The following is a 16331-nucleotide window of genomic DNA, read 5'->3' as shown; positions in this document are numbered from 1 at the left end:
CTCAGCCCGCGAACCAGCGCACGGGGCGCGGGGCGAGGTTCTGGTAGATGTGCTTCGGCTCGCGGTACTCGGCGAGTCCGGCGGGGCCCAGCTCACGGCCGGTGCCCGACTTGCCGAAGCCGCCCCACTCCGCCTGCGGCAGGTAGGGGTGGAAGTCGTTGATCCACACGGTGCCGTGCCGCATCAGCCGCGCCATCCGGCGCGCGCGTCCGGCGTCGGACGTCCAGACGGCGCCGGCGAGGCCGTACTCGGTGTCGTTGGCGAGGGCGAGGGCCTCTTCCTCGGTGCGGAAGGTCTCGACCGTCAGGACGGGGCCGAAGATCTCCTCGCGGATGACGCGCATGGAGCGGTGGCAGTGGTCGAGGACGGTGGGCCGGTAGAAGAAGCCCGGTCCCTCCGGCCGCTCGCCGCCCGCCCTCAGCACCGCGCCCTCGGCCAGCGCGGAGGCCACGAACTCCTCGGTCCTGGCGAGCTGCTGGGCGGAGACGAGGGGGCCGCACTCGACACCGTCGTCGGTGCCGCGCCCGAGGCGGATCTTCTCGGCCCTGCGCGCGAGTTCGGCGACGAACCGCTCACGCAACGACTCCTCGACGATGAGCCGTGAGCCCGCGGAGCAGACCTGCCCGCTGTGGATGAACGCGGCGTTGAGCGCCTGGTCGACGGCCGTGTCGAACCCGTCGGGTGTGGCGCAGGCGTCGGCGAAGACCACGTTCGGGTTCTTGCCGCCGAGTTCGAGGGCGACCTTCTTGACGCTGTCGGCCGCGGCGCGGGCGACCTTCGTGCCGCTGACGAGCCCGCCGGTGAAGGACACGAGGTCCACGTCGGGATGCTCGGCCAGCCGGGCGCCGACGGGGTCGCCGGCGCCGGTGACGATGTTCGCGGCGCCGGGCGGCAGTCCCGCCTCGATCAGCAGCTCGATCAGGGCGACGGTGGTCAGCGGCGTGATCTCGCTGGGCTTGATCACCAGGGTGTTGCCCGCCGCCAGCGCGGGGGCGATCTTCCAGCTGGCCTGGAGCAGCGGGTAGTTCCAGGGGGTGATCAGCGCGCAGACGCCGACGGGCTCGTGCACGACCACGCTGTGGATGTCGTCCGACCCGGCGTCGACGACACGGCCGCCGCTCTCGTTCATGACGAGGTCGGCGAAGTAGACGAAGGCGTCGCGTACGCAGTCGACGTCGACGCGCCCCTCTTCGAGGGTCTTGCCCGCGTCCTGGCTCTCCAGCGCGCCGATCTTCTCCCGGTCCCGCTCGAGCAGGGTCGCGACGCGTCGGAGCAGCGCGGCCCGCTCCGCGACCGGGGTGCGCGGCCAGGTGCCGTCGTCGAACGCGGCCCGCGCGCAGGCGACAGCGTCATCGGTGTCGGCGACACCGCCCTCCGCCACGACGGCGAAGACGCTCCCGTCGACGGGGTCGATGATGTCGCGGGTGGCGCCGGACAGCGCGAAACGCCACTCCCCGCCCACATGGATGGTCTGTTGTACTGCCGACACGTCGCGTTTTGGCCTTTCATTCCCGTTTTGTTCCGACGCCGGTCACACCCCGGCGGTCTGGCCGCCTGCCCCCGGAACCAAGAACCATGCGGAACGGTTCACGGAACGTGACCTGACTCACGAAACGTCCGCTGCGCCCGGACCGCCCGGACCCCGGGCCCACGGCGGGGTCAACACAGGCATCACGGGGCGAATGTGACCGGGGTCACCGCCCACCTGAAGTTCTCACCACCCGGCCTCATAGGGTCAGGTACATGACCGCGAAGTTCAGTGATCCGTTCCTCAGCCTCACCGAGCAGCACGCCGCCTGGGGCGCCGAACAACTCGAGACGTTCAACGAGTTCATGCCGATCGGCGAGTGGAGTGCCGACCTCGGGCAGTGCCTGTACCGGCAGTCCGGACGGGAGCTGAGGATCTCGCTCCTCGGGACCTTCGATGTCAACGAGCACTCATGGCTGTGGGCCTGGGCCAACCCCGGCTTCGCCGGCTCACCGGTGGTCGCGGCCGCAGAACGGCTCCGCACGTACGGGCAGGCTCACGGCCTGAGCGAGTTCACCGAGGAACTCGTCCCCCTCGCCGCTCACGACGACCCCCGCCGCGCCGTCGAGACGCTCGCGTTCACGGCGATGGGCGTGCTCGGCGCCGCCGGGTACATCGGCGTACAGGCGAGCGCCGACGGCCGCGCCTACATGGTTCCGGACGATCCGCAGGTCCCCCGCGCCGAACCGGACGCCATCACCCTGCCGCGCGTCCTGCTCACCGGCGCGGGCCTCGTCGGCGGATCCGCACGCCGGGTCGTCTCCGGGTACTTCGGCCACCACGACCTTCCGCAACGCCGCACCGAGGACCGGATGAGCGCGGGGCTCCCCGACGGAGGCACGGTCGACGTCCTCTTCGACGATCTCGACCGGATAGCCTCCGTGCACGTCAACTCGGGTGCGCCCACGCCCGCTTGACGCAGACACCGCACGACGCACGCGCACGACGCACGACAACGGGGAGCAGGAAATGGGATCGATCAGCGAGCTGGCGGAACGGCTCGTCGCCGCGGACACGGGCGGCTGGAGCACGGAGGGGCTGCGCGCCATGGCCGCCTCGCTCGGCTGGACCTGGGCCGAGGGCGCCGCGGGGCCCGTCCTCGGCACCGGCCCGGCGACCGGCGAGGCCCGGCCGATCCGGGCCGGCACGTACGAGGAGCGCTACACCGACGGTGAGGAGTACGTCGGGCTGGTGATCCCGTTGGGACAGCCGGAGCCGGGCGACGCGGCCCAGGCGGCCGCCTTCGCGGCCGTGCGCGAGGAGCTGACGGCCGCCCTCGGCAAGGCGCCGGTCATGGGCTCGCACGGCGAGATGGGCCCGTTCTTCACGAGCGGCCCCTTGTGGGGCAACCCGTTCCTGCGCTGGCGCGGGGAGCCGAACACGCTGGAGCTGCGCGCCGGGAAGAGCGGCCCCGAGCTCCTGCTGCAGCCCACAGGGCCGGCCGAGAACTGGTTCTGGCGGCAGGGGATCGGGGAGGAGCACTCGATCAGCGGGTACTTCGGTCACCGCCGCGACCCGGCCAACGCCGGCCTGGGCTTCCCAGGCGGCTGGTCCGCCCGCAGTTGGGAGACGGTGACCTCGTCCCTGGCGGATTTCCTCGGCCCGCTGCCCGCCGAGACGGTCGCGCTCGGCATGAGCGTCGGCATGCCGGTCTACGGCCGCACGGACGACGGCGCACCGCTCCTCTTCGACATCGCCTGCGGCGAACGGCTCTCGATCGCCTGCTTCGCCGAGGACGACGCCGCTGCGGCGGCCCTCGGCTGGGGCACGGTCGCCGACCATCCGGCCACCGCCGAGAGGTGGGACGACGACGACCCGGTCCGGCGGGTCGACGCCGGCGGCCCCGGCGAGCCCAAGGGCCGGGCGCTCGCGGAGATGTTGGTGGCCACGGCGAAGGCGGTCGGCGTGCGGGAGCCGGCGGGCCTGATCGTCGGCGGTGAGGGCACGTACGTGGGCGACTACCGCGTCACGTACTACGGTCTGGGCCTGGCCACGGGCTGAAGGCCGGCGGTCGGCGGACCGGTGGGCCGCGGGCACGGCAACGCCCGGCACGCCCGCGCCGGTTGCTCCGCCCGGCGCCTGCCGCCGGGGGAACTGAGCGGCGGACCCGGCCGTCCCAATGATCGGACCACCAACAAAGAACAGAAAAAAGGGGGCCCGCATGGCGGTCACGCTGGGCGAGGAGATCATGCTGCTGTCGCTGGACGACGAGTCCGGTGCGGCGAAGGACCGGCAGTCCGCCGGATGGGCCGTGGCGGGTGGCATCCTGCTCGACCTGGTCATGGCCGGGCGGGTCTCGGTGGACGACGGCCGGGTGCGTGTCACGGACCGGTCACCCACCGGTGTCCCCCTCCTCGACGACCGCCTGGAGCAGCTCACGGCCTGGGCGGGCCGCAGGCGCAGGCCCCCGAAGGTCACGGAGTGGCTGACGAAGGACCACTCCAAGGCCGTGACCGCCACGATCAAGAGCCTGCGTGAGCGCGGTCTCGTGGCGGAGGAGCAGCACAAGCTGCTGGGCCTCTTCCCTGTCAAGCGCTACCCGGAGGCGGACGGGGCGGCCGAGCGCGAGCTCCGCGAGCGCCTCGCCGCCGTCGTCCTCGAGGGGAGCGACCCCGACGACCGGACGGCGGGTCTGGTCGCGCTGATCCACTCGGCCAAGCTGCACCGCATCGCCTTCCCCGGCGTGCCGCGCAAGGAGCTCACCGCGCGGATGTCCGAGATCTCCGAGGGGCAGTGGGCGGGCGACAGCCTCCGTAAGGCCATCCACGACATGCAGGCGGCGATGGTCGCGGTCACCGTGATGACGGCGGCCGCGGCGGCGGGCTGACGCCCCGGCAGGTTCGTCACCGGCCCGCAGCGAGGGCTCGGTCAGCTGACGACGAAGCGGCTCGTCCCCCCGGTACGTCGCCGCCCGCCTCGCCCCGGCGATCGCGGGGCTGCGCCTTGTCGTCGCGGGCGGGACTTTCGACGGGGACGGCACGGCGGACGGCGGACGGGCGCGGCGTCTGCTCGGTCGGAGCACCGACGGCCACTGGCTGCGGCCGGCCCCGTCACCGGGCGCGGGCCTCGAGCCGGACCGCCGCTGAGCCGCCGGGCCGGGCGGCCGTCACGGGCGCCCGGCCCGGTGGCGCGGCGGCTCACGCCGCCTTGCGGCCGCCGAACGCGGCGAGTGTGCGCTCCAGCGCGGGCATCGCGCGGACCGTCCGCCGGGAGCGGATCAGCATGTCCCACGCGGGCTCGAACTTCTTCCAGCCGCCCGCGTACGCGAGGTGCCGCATCCGCTCGTGCGGGCCGGGCTGGGCGGAGGCGCCGCGCCAGATGTTGGACCAGCGGTAGAAGTCGCGGTAGGCGCGCCAGTAGCCGTCCTCCAGCTGCCGGGGGGTCATGCCCTTGGGCCGGTAGACCACATGACGGGTGTCGTACAGGTCCCAGTCGCGGTGCACGATGCGGTCCTCGGCCTCCATCTGCTTCCACAGCCCCGTGGAGGGATACGGCGTCATGATGTGGAACGTCGCCGTCTCGATGCCCTGCTCGACGGCCCACTCCACCGTGCGGTCGAAGACGTCCGGGCCGTCCTGGTCGAGGCCGAAGACGAAGCTGGCGTTGACCATGACCCCCGCGTCATGGAGACGGCGGACCGCCGCGCCGTAGTCCTTGCCGATGTTCTGGTTCTTGCGGCGCTCCGCCAGGTTCGCGTCGTTGACGGTCTCGAAGCCGACGAACAGGCTGCGCAGGCCCGCGTCGACCGCGCGCTCCAGCAGACCCGGCTGAAGCACGGAGTTGACCGTGCCTGCCGCCTGCCACAGGCGGCCCATACCCGCCATGCCGTCGAACAGGGCTTCCGCGAAGCGCCGGTTGCCCAGCAGATGGTCGTCGAGGAAGTAGAGGTGGCGGCCCGGCAGCCGCTCGATCTCCGACAGGGCGTCGTCGACGGTCTGCGTGTAGAAGGACTTGCCGCCCTCGAAGAACGCGTCCTTGTAGCAGAAGTCGCAGTGGTGCGGGCAACCGCGCGAGACCACGATGGAGTTGGGCACGAGATACAGGTGACGCTTGATCAGGTCCCGGCGCACCGGCGGGAGACCGGCCAGGGTGCGCTGGGCCGTGGAGTCGTAGCGCCGGGCCGCCGCGCCGTCGCGGAAGTCCTTCAGGAACAGCGGCCACTGCTCCTCCCCCGGTCCGGTGAAGATGGTGTCCGCGTGCTGCGCGGCCTCGTCCGGCAGCGAGGTGACGTGCAGCCCGCCCATCGCCACATGCACGCCCCGCGCCCGGAAGTGGTCGGCTATCTCGTAACTGCGGCGCGCCGAAGTGATGTACGGCTGGAGCACCAGCAGGTCGGGGGGGGCAGGGCCTCGATGTCGATGCGCTCGACGTGCTCGTCGTACAGCGTCACCTCGTCCGACTCGTCGAGGTATCCCGCGAGGGTCGCGAGACCGAGCGGCGGGAACAGCGAGTACTTGATGGGACGGAAGAGCGGACTGGTCGCTTCGGTCAGGGCCGGGAGGATCATCATCACGCGCATGACAGCCGAGACTGCGGAAACCGGTCCCGTAGTTCCCGCACACACGTGCGCCCCGGCAGCGCGGGGCTGCCGGGGCGTGGTGCGAGCGCCGGACGCCGCGGACGTCCGCGGCGCGGGGCTCAGATGAGGCCGAGCTCGCGGACCGCGTCGCGCTCCTCCTCGAGCTCCCGCACGGACGCGTCGATGCGCGTACGCGAGAACTCGTTGACGTCCAGGCCCTGGACGATCTCGTACTCGCTGTCCTTGCAGACGACCGGGAAGGAGGAGATGAGGCCCTCCGGGACGCCGTAGGAGCCGTCCGACGGGATGCCCATGGAGGTCCAGTCACCCTCGGCGGTGCCGTTGACCCAGGTGTGGACGTGGTCGATGGCGGCGTTCGCGGCCGAGGCGGCGGACGACGCGCCCCGGGCCTCGATGATCGCGGCGCCTCGCTTGGCGACGGTCGGGATGAAGGTGTCGGCCAGCCACTGCTGGTCGTTGACGATCTCCGCGGCGTTCTTGCCGGCGATCTCCGCGTGGAAGATGTCCGGGTACTGGGTGGCGGAGTGGTTGCCCCAGATGGTGAGGCGCTTGATGTCGGAGACGGAGGCGCCGGTCTTGGCGGCCAGCTGCGAGATCGCGCGGTTGTGGTCCAGGCGGGTCATCGCGGTGAAGCGCTCGGCCGGTACGTCCGGGGCCGCGGCCTGGGCGATGAGGGCGTTGGTGTTGGCCGGGTTGCCGACGACGAGGACGCGGATGTCGTCCGCGGCGTTGTCGTTGATGGCCTTGCCCTGGGGCTTGAAGATGCCGCCGTTGGCGGACAGCAGGTCGCCGCGCTCCATGCCCTTGGTGCGGGGGCGGGCGCCGACGAGGAGGGCGACGTTGGCGCCGTCGAAGCCGACGTTCGGGTCGTCGGTGATCTCGATGCCCTTGAGCAGCGGGAAGGCGCAGTCGTCGAGCTCCATGGCGGTGCCCTCGGCGGCCTTGAGCCCCTGCGGGATCTCGAGAAGGCGCAGCTTGACCGGCACATCCGCGCCGAGCAGGTGGCCGGAGGCGATACGGAAGAGCAGCGCGTAGCCGATCTGGCCGGCCGCGCCGGTCACGGTGACGTTGACGGGAGTGCGGGTCATGGCGATCTCCGTAAGACAGCTGGCGGTGGGCAACACTGCCCCTCGTACGGGACCTCTCGTCCACGCCCGAGGTGAATCTTGACGTGAAGAGATTTCCAGCGGTCAGGCTATCCGACCCGGGCACGGACCGATCCCCGCCCCCTTGTGGCGCGTCTCACCCGGCCGCGCCACAAGGCGTGTGTCACGGCGCGGTGGTGCACCCCTTGGTGCCGGTCGTGAGCGTGGCGCACGCCTTGGCGTCGGCCGGGTCGGGCGCGGCCGCCATCGGTGTGTACGCGTCCTTGTCCGCGTTGACCAGGGCGCTCTGAGCGGTCTTGCCGCCGACGGCTATCTGCACCGAGTCCCCCACGGCCGCCTTGGTGATACGGGCCCATGCCGCGCCGCACACCCGGCTGTGCCGGACCTCTATCACCGCCGTGCCGACGGTGGCCGTCGAGACGGTCTTGGCGTACTCGCCGCCGCAGCCCATGATTTCCGGGTCCTGGCCCGCGCAGTCGGCGCCGTTGCACTTCACCCCGGCCGGCAGTTCCGGGGCGGTGGTGGTGGGCGCGGCCGACGGGCTTCGCGTCGCCCGGTCCTCACGCCCGTCACCGCCGTCGCCGTTGACGAGGAACCAGCCGCCCGCGCCCACGATGAGCACGCTCACCACGGCGGCTACGACGAACGGGCCTTTACGGGCACGCCTGGCCGGACGCCCGTCCCCGCCCCCGGGCGCGGCGGGGCCGCCGTACCCGCCGGGGCGGGCCGGATCGCCGTACGCGCCGGCGCCGCCGGGGCCGCCGTACGGGTCGGCGACGGCGGGGCCGCCGTACGGGTCGGCGGCGGGTCCTCCCGTGCGGCCGTGCGGTCCGGGGCCGTACCCGCCGGCGGGCACGCGTCCCGCCGCGTCCCTGGGCCCGGCGGCACGTCCCGCGCCGCCGGGCCGCGCGGCCGACGGCATGGTCGGGCCCTGGCCGCCGACACCGCCGAGCGCCTCACGCGCCTGCGAGATCCGTATCGCTTCCATCGTCATGTCGTGGCGCGCCTCCGCGCGGCTCCAGGCGCGTTCCGCCAGCTCCCACATGGTGGTCACATGGCCGGTGTCGGTGCCGGTCACCTCGGCGAGCGCGACGGCCGCGCCCTTGGGCGCGAGCAGCCGTCCGTTGAGATAACGCTCCCAGGACGTCTTGCTGTACCCGGTGCGGTCGGAGACCGCCGCGATGCTCAGGCCGCTGCGGTCGACGAGCCCGCGCAGCTGGCCGGTGAACTCGCGTACCTCCGGGTCCAGCCCCTCGGGCAATTCCTTCCAACGAGGCATTGGTACTTCCCCCTTGTCCCCCGAATGTGCTTTGTATGCTCCCCGTGCAGCCGACGGTCCTCGGATGCGGCCCCAGTGTCGCATCCGTAGCACGACGATCACACCGTGGCGGAATGGTCACTTCCGTGCCACAGGCCACAGTCGTCCCTTGAACGGATTTGGCGCGTCCATGACTCTTGAAACACGACGGCGCCCGTCCTCCCTCGGGGGAGAGGACGGGCGCCGTCGCCCGTTTCGCCGTGCCGCGTCCGCGCCGGCCGGCCCCGGCCGCGTCCCGGACCGGCGCGGGTCACGGCGCCAGGCGGTCGGCCATCTTCTTCTGCAGACCGGCGTCCAGCGTGTGAAGGAACTGTTCCGTGGTCTGCCACGGCTGGTTGGCCGAGATCAGCAGGGCGAGGTCCCGGGTCATCTGGCCGCCCTCGACGGTCTCCGCGCACACCTGCTCCAGCACCCGGGCGAACCAGGTCACCTCCGGCGTGCCGTCCAGCCTTCCCCGGTGGGCGAGTCCGCGTGTCCAGGCGTGGACGGAGGCGATGGGGTTGGTCGACGTCTCCCGGCCCTGCTGGTGCCGGCGGTAGTGGCGGGTGACCGTGCCGTGGGCGGCCTCGGCCAGGACTGTCCCGCCGTCGGCCGACATCAGGACCGAGGTCATCAGCCCCGGCGAACCGAATCCCTGCGAGACCAGCGCCGACTGGACCTCGCCGTCGTAGTTCTTGCACGCCCAGAGGTAGCCGCCCTCCCCGCGGAGCGCGGCGGCCACCATGTCGTCGATCAGCCGGTGCTCGTACGTCAGGCCCTCTCGCGCGAACTCCGCCTTGAACTCTGCGTCGAAGACCTCCTGGAAGATGTCCTTGAACCGGCCGTCGTACCGCTTGAGCACCGTGTTCTTCGTGGACAGCAGGACCGGGTAGCCACGGGCCAGCCCGTAGCGGAACGAGGCGCGCGCGAAGTCGCGGATCGAGTCGTCGTGGTTGTACATGCCGAGCGCCACGCCCGGGCCTGGGAAGTCGTGGACCTCCAGCTCGACCGGGTCGGAGCCGTCCCTGGGCGTGTACGTCATCGTCAGCGTGCCGGGGCCGGGAACCTTGAGATCGATGGCCCGGTACTGGTCGCCGAAGGCGTGCCGGCCGACGACGATCGGCTTCGTCCAGCCGGCGACGGGCCCGGGGACGTTCTCCATGAGCACCGGCTCGCGGAAGACGACGCCGCCGAGGATGTCGCGGAAGGTCCTGTTCGGCGAGCGGTACATCGCCTTGAGGTTGAACTCCTCGACCCTCGCCTCGTCCGGTGCGATCGTGGCGCACTTGATGCCGACGCCGTACTTCTTGACGGCGTCGGCGGCGTCGAGTGTCACCTGGTCACCGGTGGCATCGCGCTGCTGGATGCCCAGGTCGAAGTGGATCAGCTCGACATCGAGATACGGCAGGATCAGCTTGTTCCTGATGAACTGCCAGATGATGCGGGTCATCTCGTCGCCGTCGAGCTCGACGACGGGACCGGCTACCTTGATCTTGGCCATCGGGTGAACGTCCCTCTCGCGCGTCGACCGGCCCGATGTCACGTTGAGTGACACCGGGCCATCTCGACTTCAAGCTACTCGCGTGAGTGGCCGACCCCTTGGACCCGGGCGCTAACGCACCGTGAAATGAACCGCGCCTTCGAGGAACGGCACGTCCAGCCACGGTTTCGGCTGCGCCACCAGGGCGAGCATGACGATCAGCGTTCCGAGCAGCCCGTACGTGATCATGTCCGTGAAACGGGAGCGGACGGCGAGCATGCCGACGGACGGCGTGACGCGGCGCAGCACGGCTCCGAGGACGAGAGCGGCGCCGATCAGCATCGTGCCCACACGGAAGGCGTCGGCGAAGGCGTTGGTGCCGACGATCAGCAGGCCTGCTCCCGTCAGGGAGAGCACCGCCAGCAGCGGCCACTGCCGTGCCGGGGCGGGCGCGTCCCGGGGCGCTGCCCGCCCGCCGCCCTCGGGCCGGGCGGTGTCCAGCGTGACGGCGGGCGGCCTGCGCGAGCCGGTCCTGCGGTCGTTGTCCGCGTCGTCGACGCCGTTCCCGTCGGCCGCTGCTGGGTCGCCCGGTGCCGCTCCCGCGCCGTCCTCGGCAGTGTCGGGTGCGGCGTCCGCGGAGGCCGCACCGGGGCGCGACGCCGGCCCGGCCGCCGCCGAGGCGGCGGCCGGGCCGGAAGCGGTGCCGGCCGGGCCGGCCTCGTCCGGACCCGGCGCGCCGGCGCCGTCGCCGTCGCCCGGCCCGCGGGTGCCGCTGCTGTCCGCGCGTACCACCATGGGTCAGCCTCTTCCCGTCAGGCCGCGGACTCGGCCGACGCCGCTCGCTCGGCGGCCTCGACCACGTTCACCAGCAGCTGCGCGCGCGTCATCGGTCCCACGCCGCCGGGGTTCGGGGCGACCCAGCCGGCCACCTCAGCGACGCCGGGGTGGACGTCGCCGACGATCTTGCCGTTCTCGTCACGGCTGACGCCGACGTCGAGCACGGCCGCGCCGGGCTTGACGTCCTCGGGCAGGATCAGGTGCGGCACACCGGCCGCGGCGACGATGATGTCCGCCTGGCGCAGGTGGGCGGAGAGGTCACGCGTACCGGTGTGGCACTGCGTCACGGTCGCGTTCTCCGACTTACGGGTCAGCACCAGCGGCATCGGCCGCCCGATGGTGATGCCGCGCCCGACGACCACGACGTTCGCGCCCTTGATCTCCACGCCGTGGTGGCGCAGCAGCTGGACGATGCCGTACGGCGTGCAGGGCAGCGGTCCCTCGATGCCCAGCACCAGCCGGCCGAGGCTCACCGGGTGCAGCCCGTCCGCGTCCTTGGCCGGATCCATCAGCTCCAGGACGCGGTTCGCGTCGATGCCTTTGGGAAGCGGGAGTTGGACGATGTAACCGGTGCACTCGGGGTTCTCGTTGAGCTCCCGTACGACCGCCTCGATCTCTTCCTGCGTTGCGGTCCCGGGCAGTTCGCGCTGGATCGACGCGATGCCGACCTGCGCGCAGTCACGGTGCTTTCCGTTGACGTACCAGCGGCTGCCCGGGTCGTCCCCGACGAGCAGGGTTCCGAGACCGGGCGTGATCCCCCGCTCCTTGAGGGCCGCCACCCGGGCGGTCAGGTCGGACTTGATCGCGGCTGCGGTGGCCTTGCCATCGAGAATCTGGGCAGTCATACCCCCATCCTCCCGGATGGACCCGCCCCGGTTCCAATCCGCCCGGTCTCCGTCTCGACGGGCGGATGGCCGGGAGGTTGCACTTGCACAACACCTGTGGATACCGGCTGGACAAAAAGTCCACTCTCAGACGACGATGAGCCGCGCAGTGCCGCGGGCAGTGCCGGGGGGCAAAACAGTAAAAACAGCACAGTTCCTCCGCTCGGGCCGCGTCGTCCCCGCATTTCCACACGGAGGAACCCGCCATGAGCTTCGGCGACCCGAACAACCCCTACAGCCAGCAGCAGGGCCAGCAGCCCGGCTACGGCTACCCGCAGGCCCCGCCGGTCCAGCCCTACGGCGGCGGTCTCCCGACCGGCCCGCAGGAGATGCCGGGCGGCGTCAAGGCGGCCCGCGTGATGCTCTACATCATCGCCGGCTTCCAGCTGATCGGCACGATCCTGTTCGCGCTCAGCGCGGTGGCCATCGGCAAGGCGAAGGAAGACCCGGCGCTCAGGGACGACGTCCAGTTCCAGGACCTCGCCGAATACTCGTCCGGTGTCCTGTGGCTGCTCACGCTGCTGGTGCTGGCCTGGGGCGTCTTCGCCATAGTCCTCGCCGTCAAGTTCGGCAGCGGCGGCAACGGCATCCGCATCGCGGCGATGGTGTTCGGCATCATCACCGCCATCCTGGGCATCTACCCGTTCATCCTGGTGGGCCTCGTGCACACCGTCCTGGCGATCCTCGTGACCGTGTTCGTCGGCAAGTCCGACGGTGGCGCCTGGTTCAACCGCCAGCGCGTGTGAGTCACGCACCCCGCACAGGTCGAAGGCCGTGAAACCCCCGGGTTTCACGGCCTTCGGCCTTTCCCGGCCGGTCCACTCTCGTGCCACACCGGGCGAACGCCGTGCCCCTGCCCGTACCTGTCCCTACCCTGGCGCTGATTCCGTCGGGGGAAAGGGATTGGGATGTACAGCATCGTCGTCGTACCGGCATCCTGCGTCACCGCACAGGAACAGATCAGGCTCGCACCGGGGGACACGCTCCGCTTCGGCCGCACACCGGCGCCGGGCGGCGGCAGCCGGCAACTGACCATCCCGCACCCGTGCGTTTCGCGCACCGCGGGCGAGATCACCGCCGCGGGCACCTACTGGTCGCTCAGCAACCTCAGCGGCACGTCCACCTATGTCGTGGAGAACCCGGAGGGCGCCGGGGAACACATCAAGATCGCGCCGGGGCGTATCGGCGCACCCGTGCCGTTCGAGTTCTCCCGTGTCGTGCTGCCCGCCGCGGACGAACCGGTCAGCTTCGACGTCTGGGCCCCGCGCCACGACTACGCCGAGGCCGAAGGGCCCGACCCGGACGGCGAACCGACCGTGCTGGCCTTCGCGCTGGACCGCACCAAGCGCTACTTCCTGGTGCTCGCGGCCCTCTGCGAGCCCCGGCTGCGCGGCGCGCCCCATGCGCCACTGCCCACCGTCGAGCAGGTCGTGGAGCGGCTGCGGCCGGTGTGGCCCGCGGCGAACCGGGCGGCCGTGCAGTGGAACATCGACTACCTCGCGGTGAAGCTGCGCCTCAAGCCCGGTCCTGACACCGTCGACCAAGGGCCGCGGCTGAACGGCAAGAAGGAGTCCCTCGTCTCGCTGGCGCTCCGCTTCGACCTCGTGCGCGAGGACGACCTGCCGGCGCTCGCGGCCGCGGCAACGGGCGGGGCCGGGCGATGACCGCCCCAGGGCCGTACGGCATCGCCGCCGTGCCCGCGGGCTACCGCGTCGGGGCATGGATCGTCGACGAACCGCTGGGCGCCGGGGCGTTCGGCAATGTGTACGCGGCCCACCACACCGCTCCGGAGCCCGGCGGTCCCGCCCGCGCCGCACTCAAGTTCCTGCCGACCGGCACGCACACCCCGCGCCAGCTGCGGCATCTGCGGGAGCTCGCCGAGCGCGAGGTGGCGCTCCTGCAAAAGCTGCGCTCGCCACGCCTGATCCGGATGTACGAGGCGCTGACGGTCGACGACGCCGCGCACCCCGAGCTGGACGGGGCCACCGTGCTCGTGCTGGAGGCCGCACAGGGCTCGCTCGAGACACTGCTCGCGAGGGAGAACCGGCCACAGGCGGGACCCACGCTGCTGACGCAGGTCTGTGAGGGGCTGCACCAACTGCACGGCGCGGGCTGGGTGCACGGCGACCTCAAACCCGGCAACGTACTGCTGATGCCCGACGGCACCGCACGTCTCGGCGACTTCAACATGGCGGCGGAACTGGACGGCACCCACGCGTACGCGCCGGCCTTCGCGACCGCCGACTACACGCCGCCCGAGCTGCTGTGGTCGGAGATCGGCGAACGTGGCCGGAAGGTACGGCAGACAGCGGACATCTGGGCCTTCGGTGTCCTGGCGCACCTGGTCCTGACCGGGTCGTTCCCCATGCCGGGGGGCTCCCCCTCGGCGCGCCGCGACGCGGCGGTGCGCTACGCCCGCGGTGAGGAGGAACTGCGGCTCTCCCCGGAACTGCCCGCGCTCTGGCGGGAGATCGTCCAGGACTGCCTGGCACGCACGCATGAGGAACGGGCCAGGCACGACGCGACGTCCCTGTTGCGGCGGACGGCGGACGCGGCGGCCGGACTGGTACCGCGCCGAAGACGCGCGCGCCGTCCGCTGCTCGCCGTGGCGGCCGGCATACTCGCCCTGGCGACGGCGGGCTTCGGGGTGCGGATGCTCATGGCCGACGACCCGGCCACGAAGCCGCGCGCCGACGCGGCCGCCGGGCACACCCCGAGCCCGAGCGCGGGCAGCGGCACCGGGACGGCACAGGCGGCCACGGGCTACGACCGCTGCGAGCCGGGCGCCGTCTGCTTCTTCTCCGAGGCCGGCGGCGAAGGCAGGATGTGCGCCTGGTCGGGCGACGACCCTGACTGGTTCGACGGCGAGAACGACTGCTCCTGGGCAGCCACCGAACGCCCCCGCTCCCTCTTCAACAACGGCCTGCCCGACCCCGACAACTTCATCCACGTCGCGTACTTCGCGAAGCCGGGACTGGAACAGCGCCTCGGCTGCGTCGAGAAGGGACAGCGGCAGGATCTGGCCCTGGACTCGAGCGTGCTGTCGCACACGTGGGCCAAGTCCTGCTGACCGCCACCCTCTGACGTACGAGGTACCTCCCGCCCGGCTCCGGCGGGATGGTGTCGGTGCGCCGCCGAACGGGCGGCGCGCGACGGGGGGCAGGTACATGAAACGCAGGTTCATCGCCGCGTGTGCGGTCGCGGCGGCCTTGTCGGCCGCCGTGACCGGGTGCACACAGGACGGCGGCGGGCAGGGGGCGGCCGGCGCGGCCGCGCCGGGCCGGCACACGGACGTGAACGGCCCGGCCGCGGAGCTGGGCCACGCCGACGAGCTGCGGATCTCGGACGCCGAGCAGCGCCTGGTCAAGCAGTGCATGAACCGGCGCGGTTTCCCGTTCTCGGAGCACCGGCCGCTCACCCTGGAGGAGAGCCGCCCGGTCGGCTACGTCCAGGACGACGCCGACTGGGCCCGCGAGCACGGCTACGGCAGCCGTATCGAGGCCAAGAGCGACTGGGCCCGACGGCACAACCCGAACCTCGTCCACCGCAACGAACTCTCCGCCCAACGGCGCGCGCTCTACGACACCGCGCTGGACGGCGGCCGGGACGCCACGGTGCTCACGGTCGAGGTGCCGGGCGGCGGCGGAACCATCCGGGGGCGCACCGGCGGTTGCGTCGGCGAGGCCCGGAAGCAGTTGTACGGCGACCAGAAGACGTGGTTCCGCGCCGAGAAGGCGGCGCTCAATCTCCGTCCGCTGTATGTCGCGGATCTGCTGCGGGACCAGCAGTTCGGCCAGGCCGTCAAGGCATGGGCGGCGTGCATGGCACGAGCCGGCCACCCCTACCGCGACCCGGAGGCCGCCCGTGAGGGCACCCGGCGGACGGCCCGGGACCTGCCGCCGGACAGGGCGTTCGCCGTCGAGAAAAGGATCGCCACCGCCGACGCCCTGTGCGCCCGCGACGCCTCGCTCAGAGCTGTCGGCCGGCAGCGCCAGGCCCACTACATCGGCACGTTGCGCGCCGAGTACCGCGAAGCGCTCGACACCCATCGCCGTCTCCAGCGGAACGCCCTGGCGCGTGCCGAGGAGATCGTGGGCCCCCGCGCCTGACGGGCGGCCCACAGCACACCCGCACCACTTCACACGAAGACGAACGGGAGTTCATCATGCGCAAGTTCACCATGGCCCTCGCCGCGCTCGGCCTGGCGGCCGTCGGCCTCGCCGCACCCGCCACGGCGGCCCATGCCGCCCCGGCCGCCCCGGCAGGGGTCGGCTGCGACAACGCGTGGCCCGGCAGCGACGGCTACGTCCGCGCCTGGGACGGCTACGACTGCTCCGGCACCTATCTCGGCGGAACGCAGGGGGACGACTCCAACTGGGCCGACGGCTCCGGCCCGTTCACGGGGTCCGACAACGACCGCGCGTCGTCCGTCATGAACAGCGGCTACTACGGCGGCGAGGACGTCGTCGCGTTCTACCGTCACGCGGGCTACGCGGGCGGCTACAACTGCCTCAAGCGGGGCGAGCTGTACGTCGACAACCTGTCCCTCAACACGTACACCACCGGCTACAGCATGAACAACAGCATCTCGTCGCACCAGTGGGTGTTCACCAGCGGGTGCTCGCGCTTCATGAGCTGACCGCGGCTCCCGGCACGCGT

General features: G+C 71.9%; 16 protein-coding genes. 8 read left to right on the top strand and 8 right to left on the bottom strand.

Annotated features, from left to right (window positions below; translation table 11 throughout):
- Position 1: 1 nt before the first annotated feature.
- Entirely contained in the window at positions 2 to 1489 is a 1488-nt protein-coding gene (locus ACIPJI_RS07600) for an aldehyde dehydrogenase family protein (protein ID WP_307707877.1), read from the bottom strand.
- A gap of 254 nt (positions 1490 to 1743) precedes the next feature.
- Between ACIPJI_RS07600 and ACIPJI_RS07595 the strand changes: the two genes are divergently transcribed.
- The 3 genes from ACIPJI_RS07595 (at position 1744) to ACIPJI_RS07585 (ending at position 4355) form a co-directional block, all read left to right on the top strand.
- The gene (locus ACIPJI_RS07595) at positions 1744 to 2445 is read left to right on the top strand and encodes a DUF6882 domain-containing protein (RefSeq protein WP_402245000.1); all 702 of its coding nucleotides are present in this window, start codon (positions 1744 to 1746) and stop codon (positions 2443 to 2445) included.
- Positions 2446 to 2497: 52 nt separating this feature from the next.
- Positions 2498 to 3529 carry a hypothetical protein gene (locus ACIPJI_RS07590; RefSeq protein ID WP_402244998.1) on the top strand — a complete coding sequence of 344 codons (1032 nt, stop codon included), beginning with the start codon at positions 2498 to 2500 and terminating at the stop codon, positions 3527 to 3529.
- A gap of 160 nt (positions 3530 to 3689) precedes the next feature.
- Positions 3690 to 4355, top strand: coding sequence for a GPP34 family phosphoprotein (locus ACIPJI_RS07585; protein WP_356620619.1), 666 nt, complete (start codon positions 3690 to 3692; stop codon positions 4353 to 4355).
- Positions 4356 to 4665: 310 nt separating this feature from the next.
- Here the strand turns inward: ACIPJI_RS07585 and ACIPJI_RS07580 are convergent, their stop codons facing one another.
- The 7 genes from ACIPJI_RS07580 to ACIPJI_RS07550 form a co-directional block, all read right to left on the bottom strand.
- A complete protein-coding gene (locus ACIPJI_RS07580) occupies positions 4666 to 5853 on the bottom strand; it encodes a B12-binding domain-containing radical SAM protein (RefSeq protein ID WP_402244996.1) in 1188 nt (395 codons plus the stop codon).
- The gene (locus ACIPJI_RS07575; RefSeq protein ID WP_402244995.1) at positions 5808 to 6038 is read right to left on the bottom strand and encodes a hypothetical protein; all 231 of its coding nucleotides are present in this window, start codon (positions 6036 to 6038) and stop codon (positions 5808 to 5810) included. Before ACIPJI_RS07575 ends, ACIPJI_RS07580 begins: the two co-directional genes overlap by 46 nt.
- A 128-nt stretch (positions 6039 to 6166) precedes the next feature.
- Entirely contained in the window at positions 6167 to 7156 is a 990-nt protein-coding gene (locus tag ACIPJI_RS07570) for a malate dehydrogenase (RefSeq protein ID WP_402244993.1), read from the bottom strand.
- Between the two features lie 181 nt (positions 7157 to 7337).
- Positions 7338 to 8453 carry a helix-turn-helix domain-containing protein gene (locus ACIPJI_RS07565; protein ID WP_402244991.1) on the bottom strand — a complete coding sequence of 372 codons (1116 nt, stop codon included), beginning with the start codon at positions 8451 to 8453 and terminating at the stop codon, positions 7338 to 7340.
- Positions 8454 to 8742: 289 nt separating this feature from the next.
- Entirely contained in the window at positions 8743 to 9972 is a 1230-nt protein-coding gene (locus ACIPJI_RS07560; RefSeq protein ID WP_307707869.1) for an NADP-dependent isocitrate dehydrogenase, read from the bottom strand.
- Positions 9973 to 10083: 111 nt separating this feature from the next.
- Positions 10084 to 10746 (bottom strand): DUF3017 domain-containing protein, encoded by a 663-nt coding sequence (locus tag ACIPJI_RS07555; RefSeq protein ID WP_402244989.1) that lies wholly within the window; start codon positions 10744 to 10746, stop codon positions 10084 to 10086.
- 17 nt (positions 10747 to 10763) lie between these two features.
- Positions 10764 to 11633 (bottom strand): bifunctional methylenetetrahydrofolate dehydrogenase/methenyltetrahydrofolate cyclohydrolase, encoded by an 870-nt coding sequence (locus ACIPJI_RS07550; RefSeq protein ID WP_189466720.1) that lies wholly within the window; start codon positions 11631 to 11633, stop codon positions 10764 to 10766.
- Between the two features lie 245 nt (positions 11634 to 11878).
- On the opposite strand from ACIPJI_RS07550, the gene ACIPJI_RS07545 reads away from it, so the two are divergent.
- The 5 genes from ACIPJI_RS07545 to ACIPJI_RS07525 all read left to right on the top strand — a co-directional run bounded on the left by ACIPJI_RS07545 (position 11879) and on the right by ACIPJI_RS07525 (position 16311).
- A complete protein-coding gene (locus ACIPJI_RS07545; protein WP_356620613.1) occupies positions 11879 to 12418 on the top strand; it encodes a hypothetical protein in 540 nt (179 codons plus the stop codon).
- A gap of 162 nt (positions 12419 to 12580) precedes the next feature.
- Positions 12581 to 13336 (top strand): FHA domain-containing protein, encoded by a 756-nt coding sequence (locus tag ACIPJI_RS07540; protein WP_402244986.1) that lies wholly within the window; start codon positions 12581 to 12583, stop codon positions 13334 to 13336.
- Positions 13333 to 14742 carry a serine/threonine-protein kinase gene (locus ACIPJI_RS07535; RefSeq protein WP_402244985.1) on the top strand — a complete coding sequence of 470 codons (1410 nt, stop codon included), beginning with the start codon at positions 13333 to 13335 and terminating at the stop codon, positions 14740 to 14742. Before ACIPJI_RS07540 ends, ACIPJI_RS07535 begins: the two co-directional genes overlap by 4 nt.
- Positions 14743 to 14839: 97 nt before the next feature.
- Positions 14840 to 15781 (top strand): hypothetical protein, encoded by a 942-nt coding sequence (locus ACIPJI_RS07530; RefSeq protein WP_402244983.1) that lies wholly within the window; start codon positions 14840 to 14842, stop codon positions 15779 to 15781.
- 56 nt (positions 15782 to 15837) lie between these two features.
- Positions 15838 to 16311: a hypothetical protein gene (locus tag ACIPJI_RS07525; protein WP_402244982.1), complete on the top strand. Its 474-nt coding sequence runs from the start codon at positions 15838 to 15840 to the stop codon at positions 16309 to 16311.
- Positions 16312 to 16331 lie beyond the last annotated feature (20 nt).

Origin of the sequence: Streptomyces sp. NPDC086835, assembly GCF_044745705.1 — a bacterium.
Classification (GTDB): Bacteria; Actinomycetota; Actinomycetes; order Streptomycetales; family Streptomycetaceae; genus Streptomyces.
The sequence above is the reverse complement of the archived record's forward strand: the minus strand, read 5'-3'. Positions and strand labels throughout refer to the sequence as shown.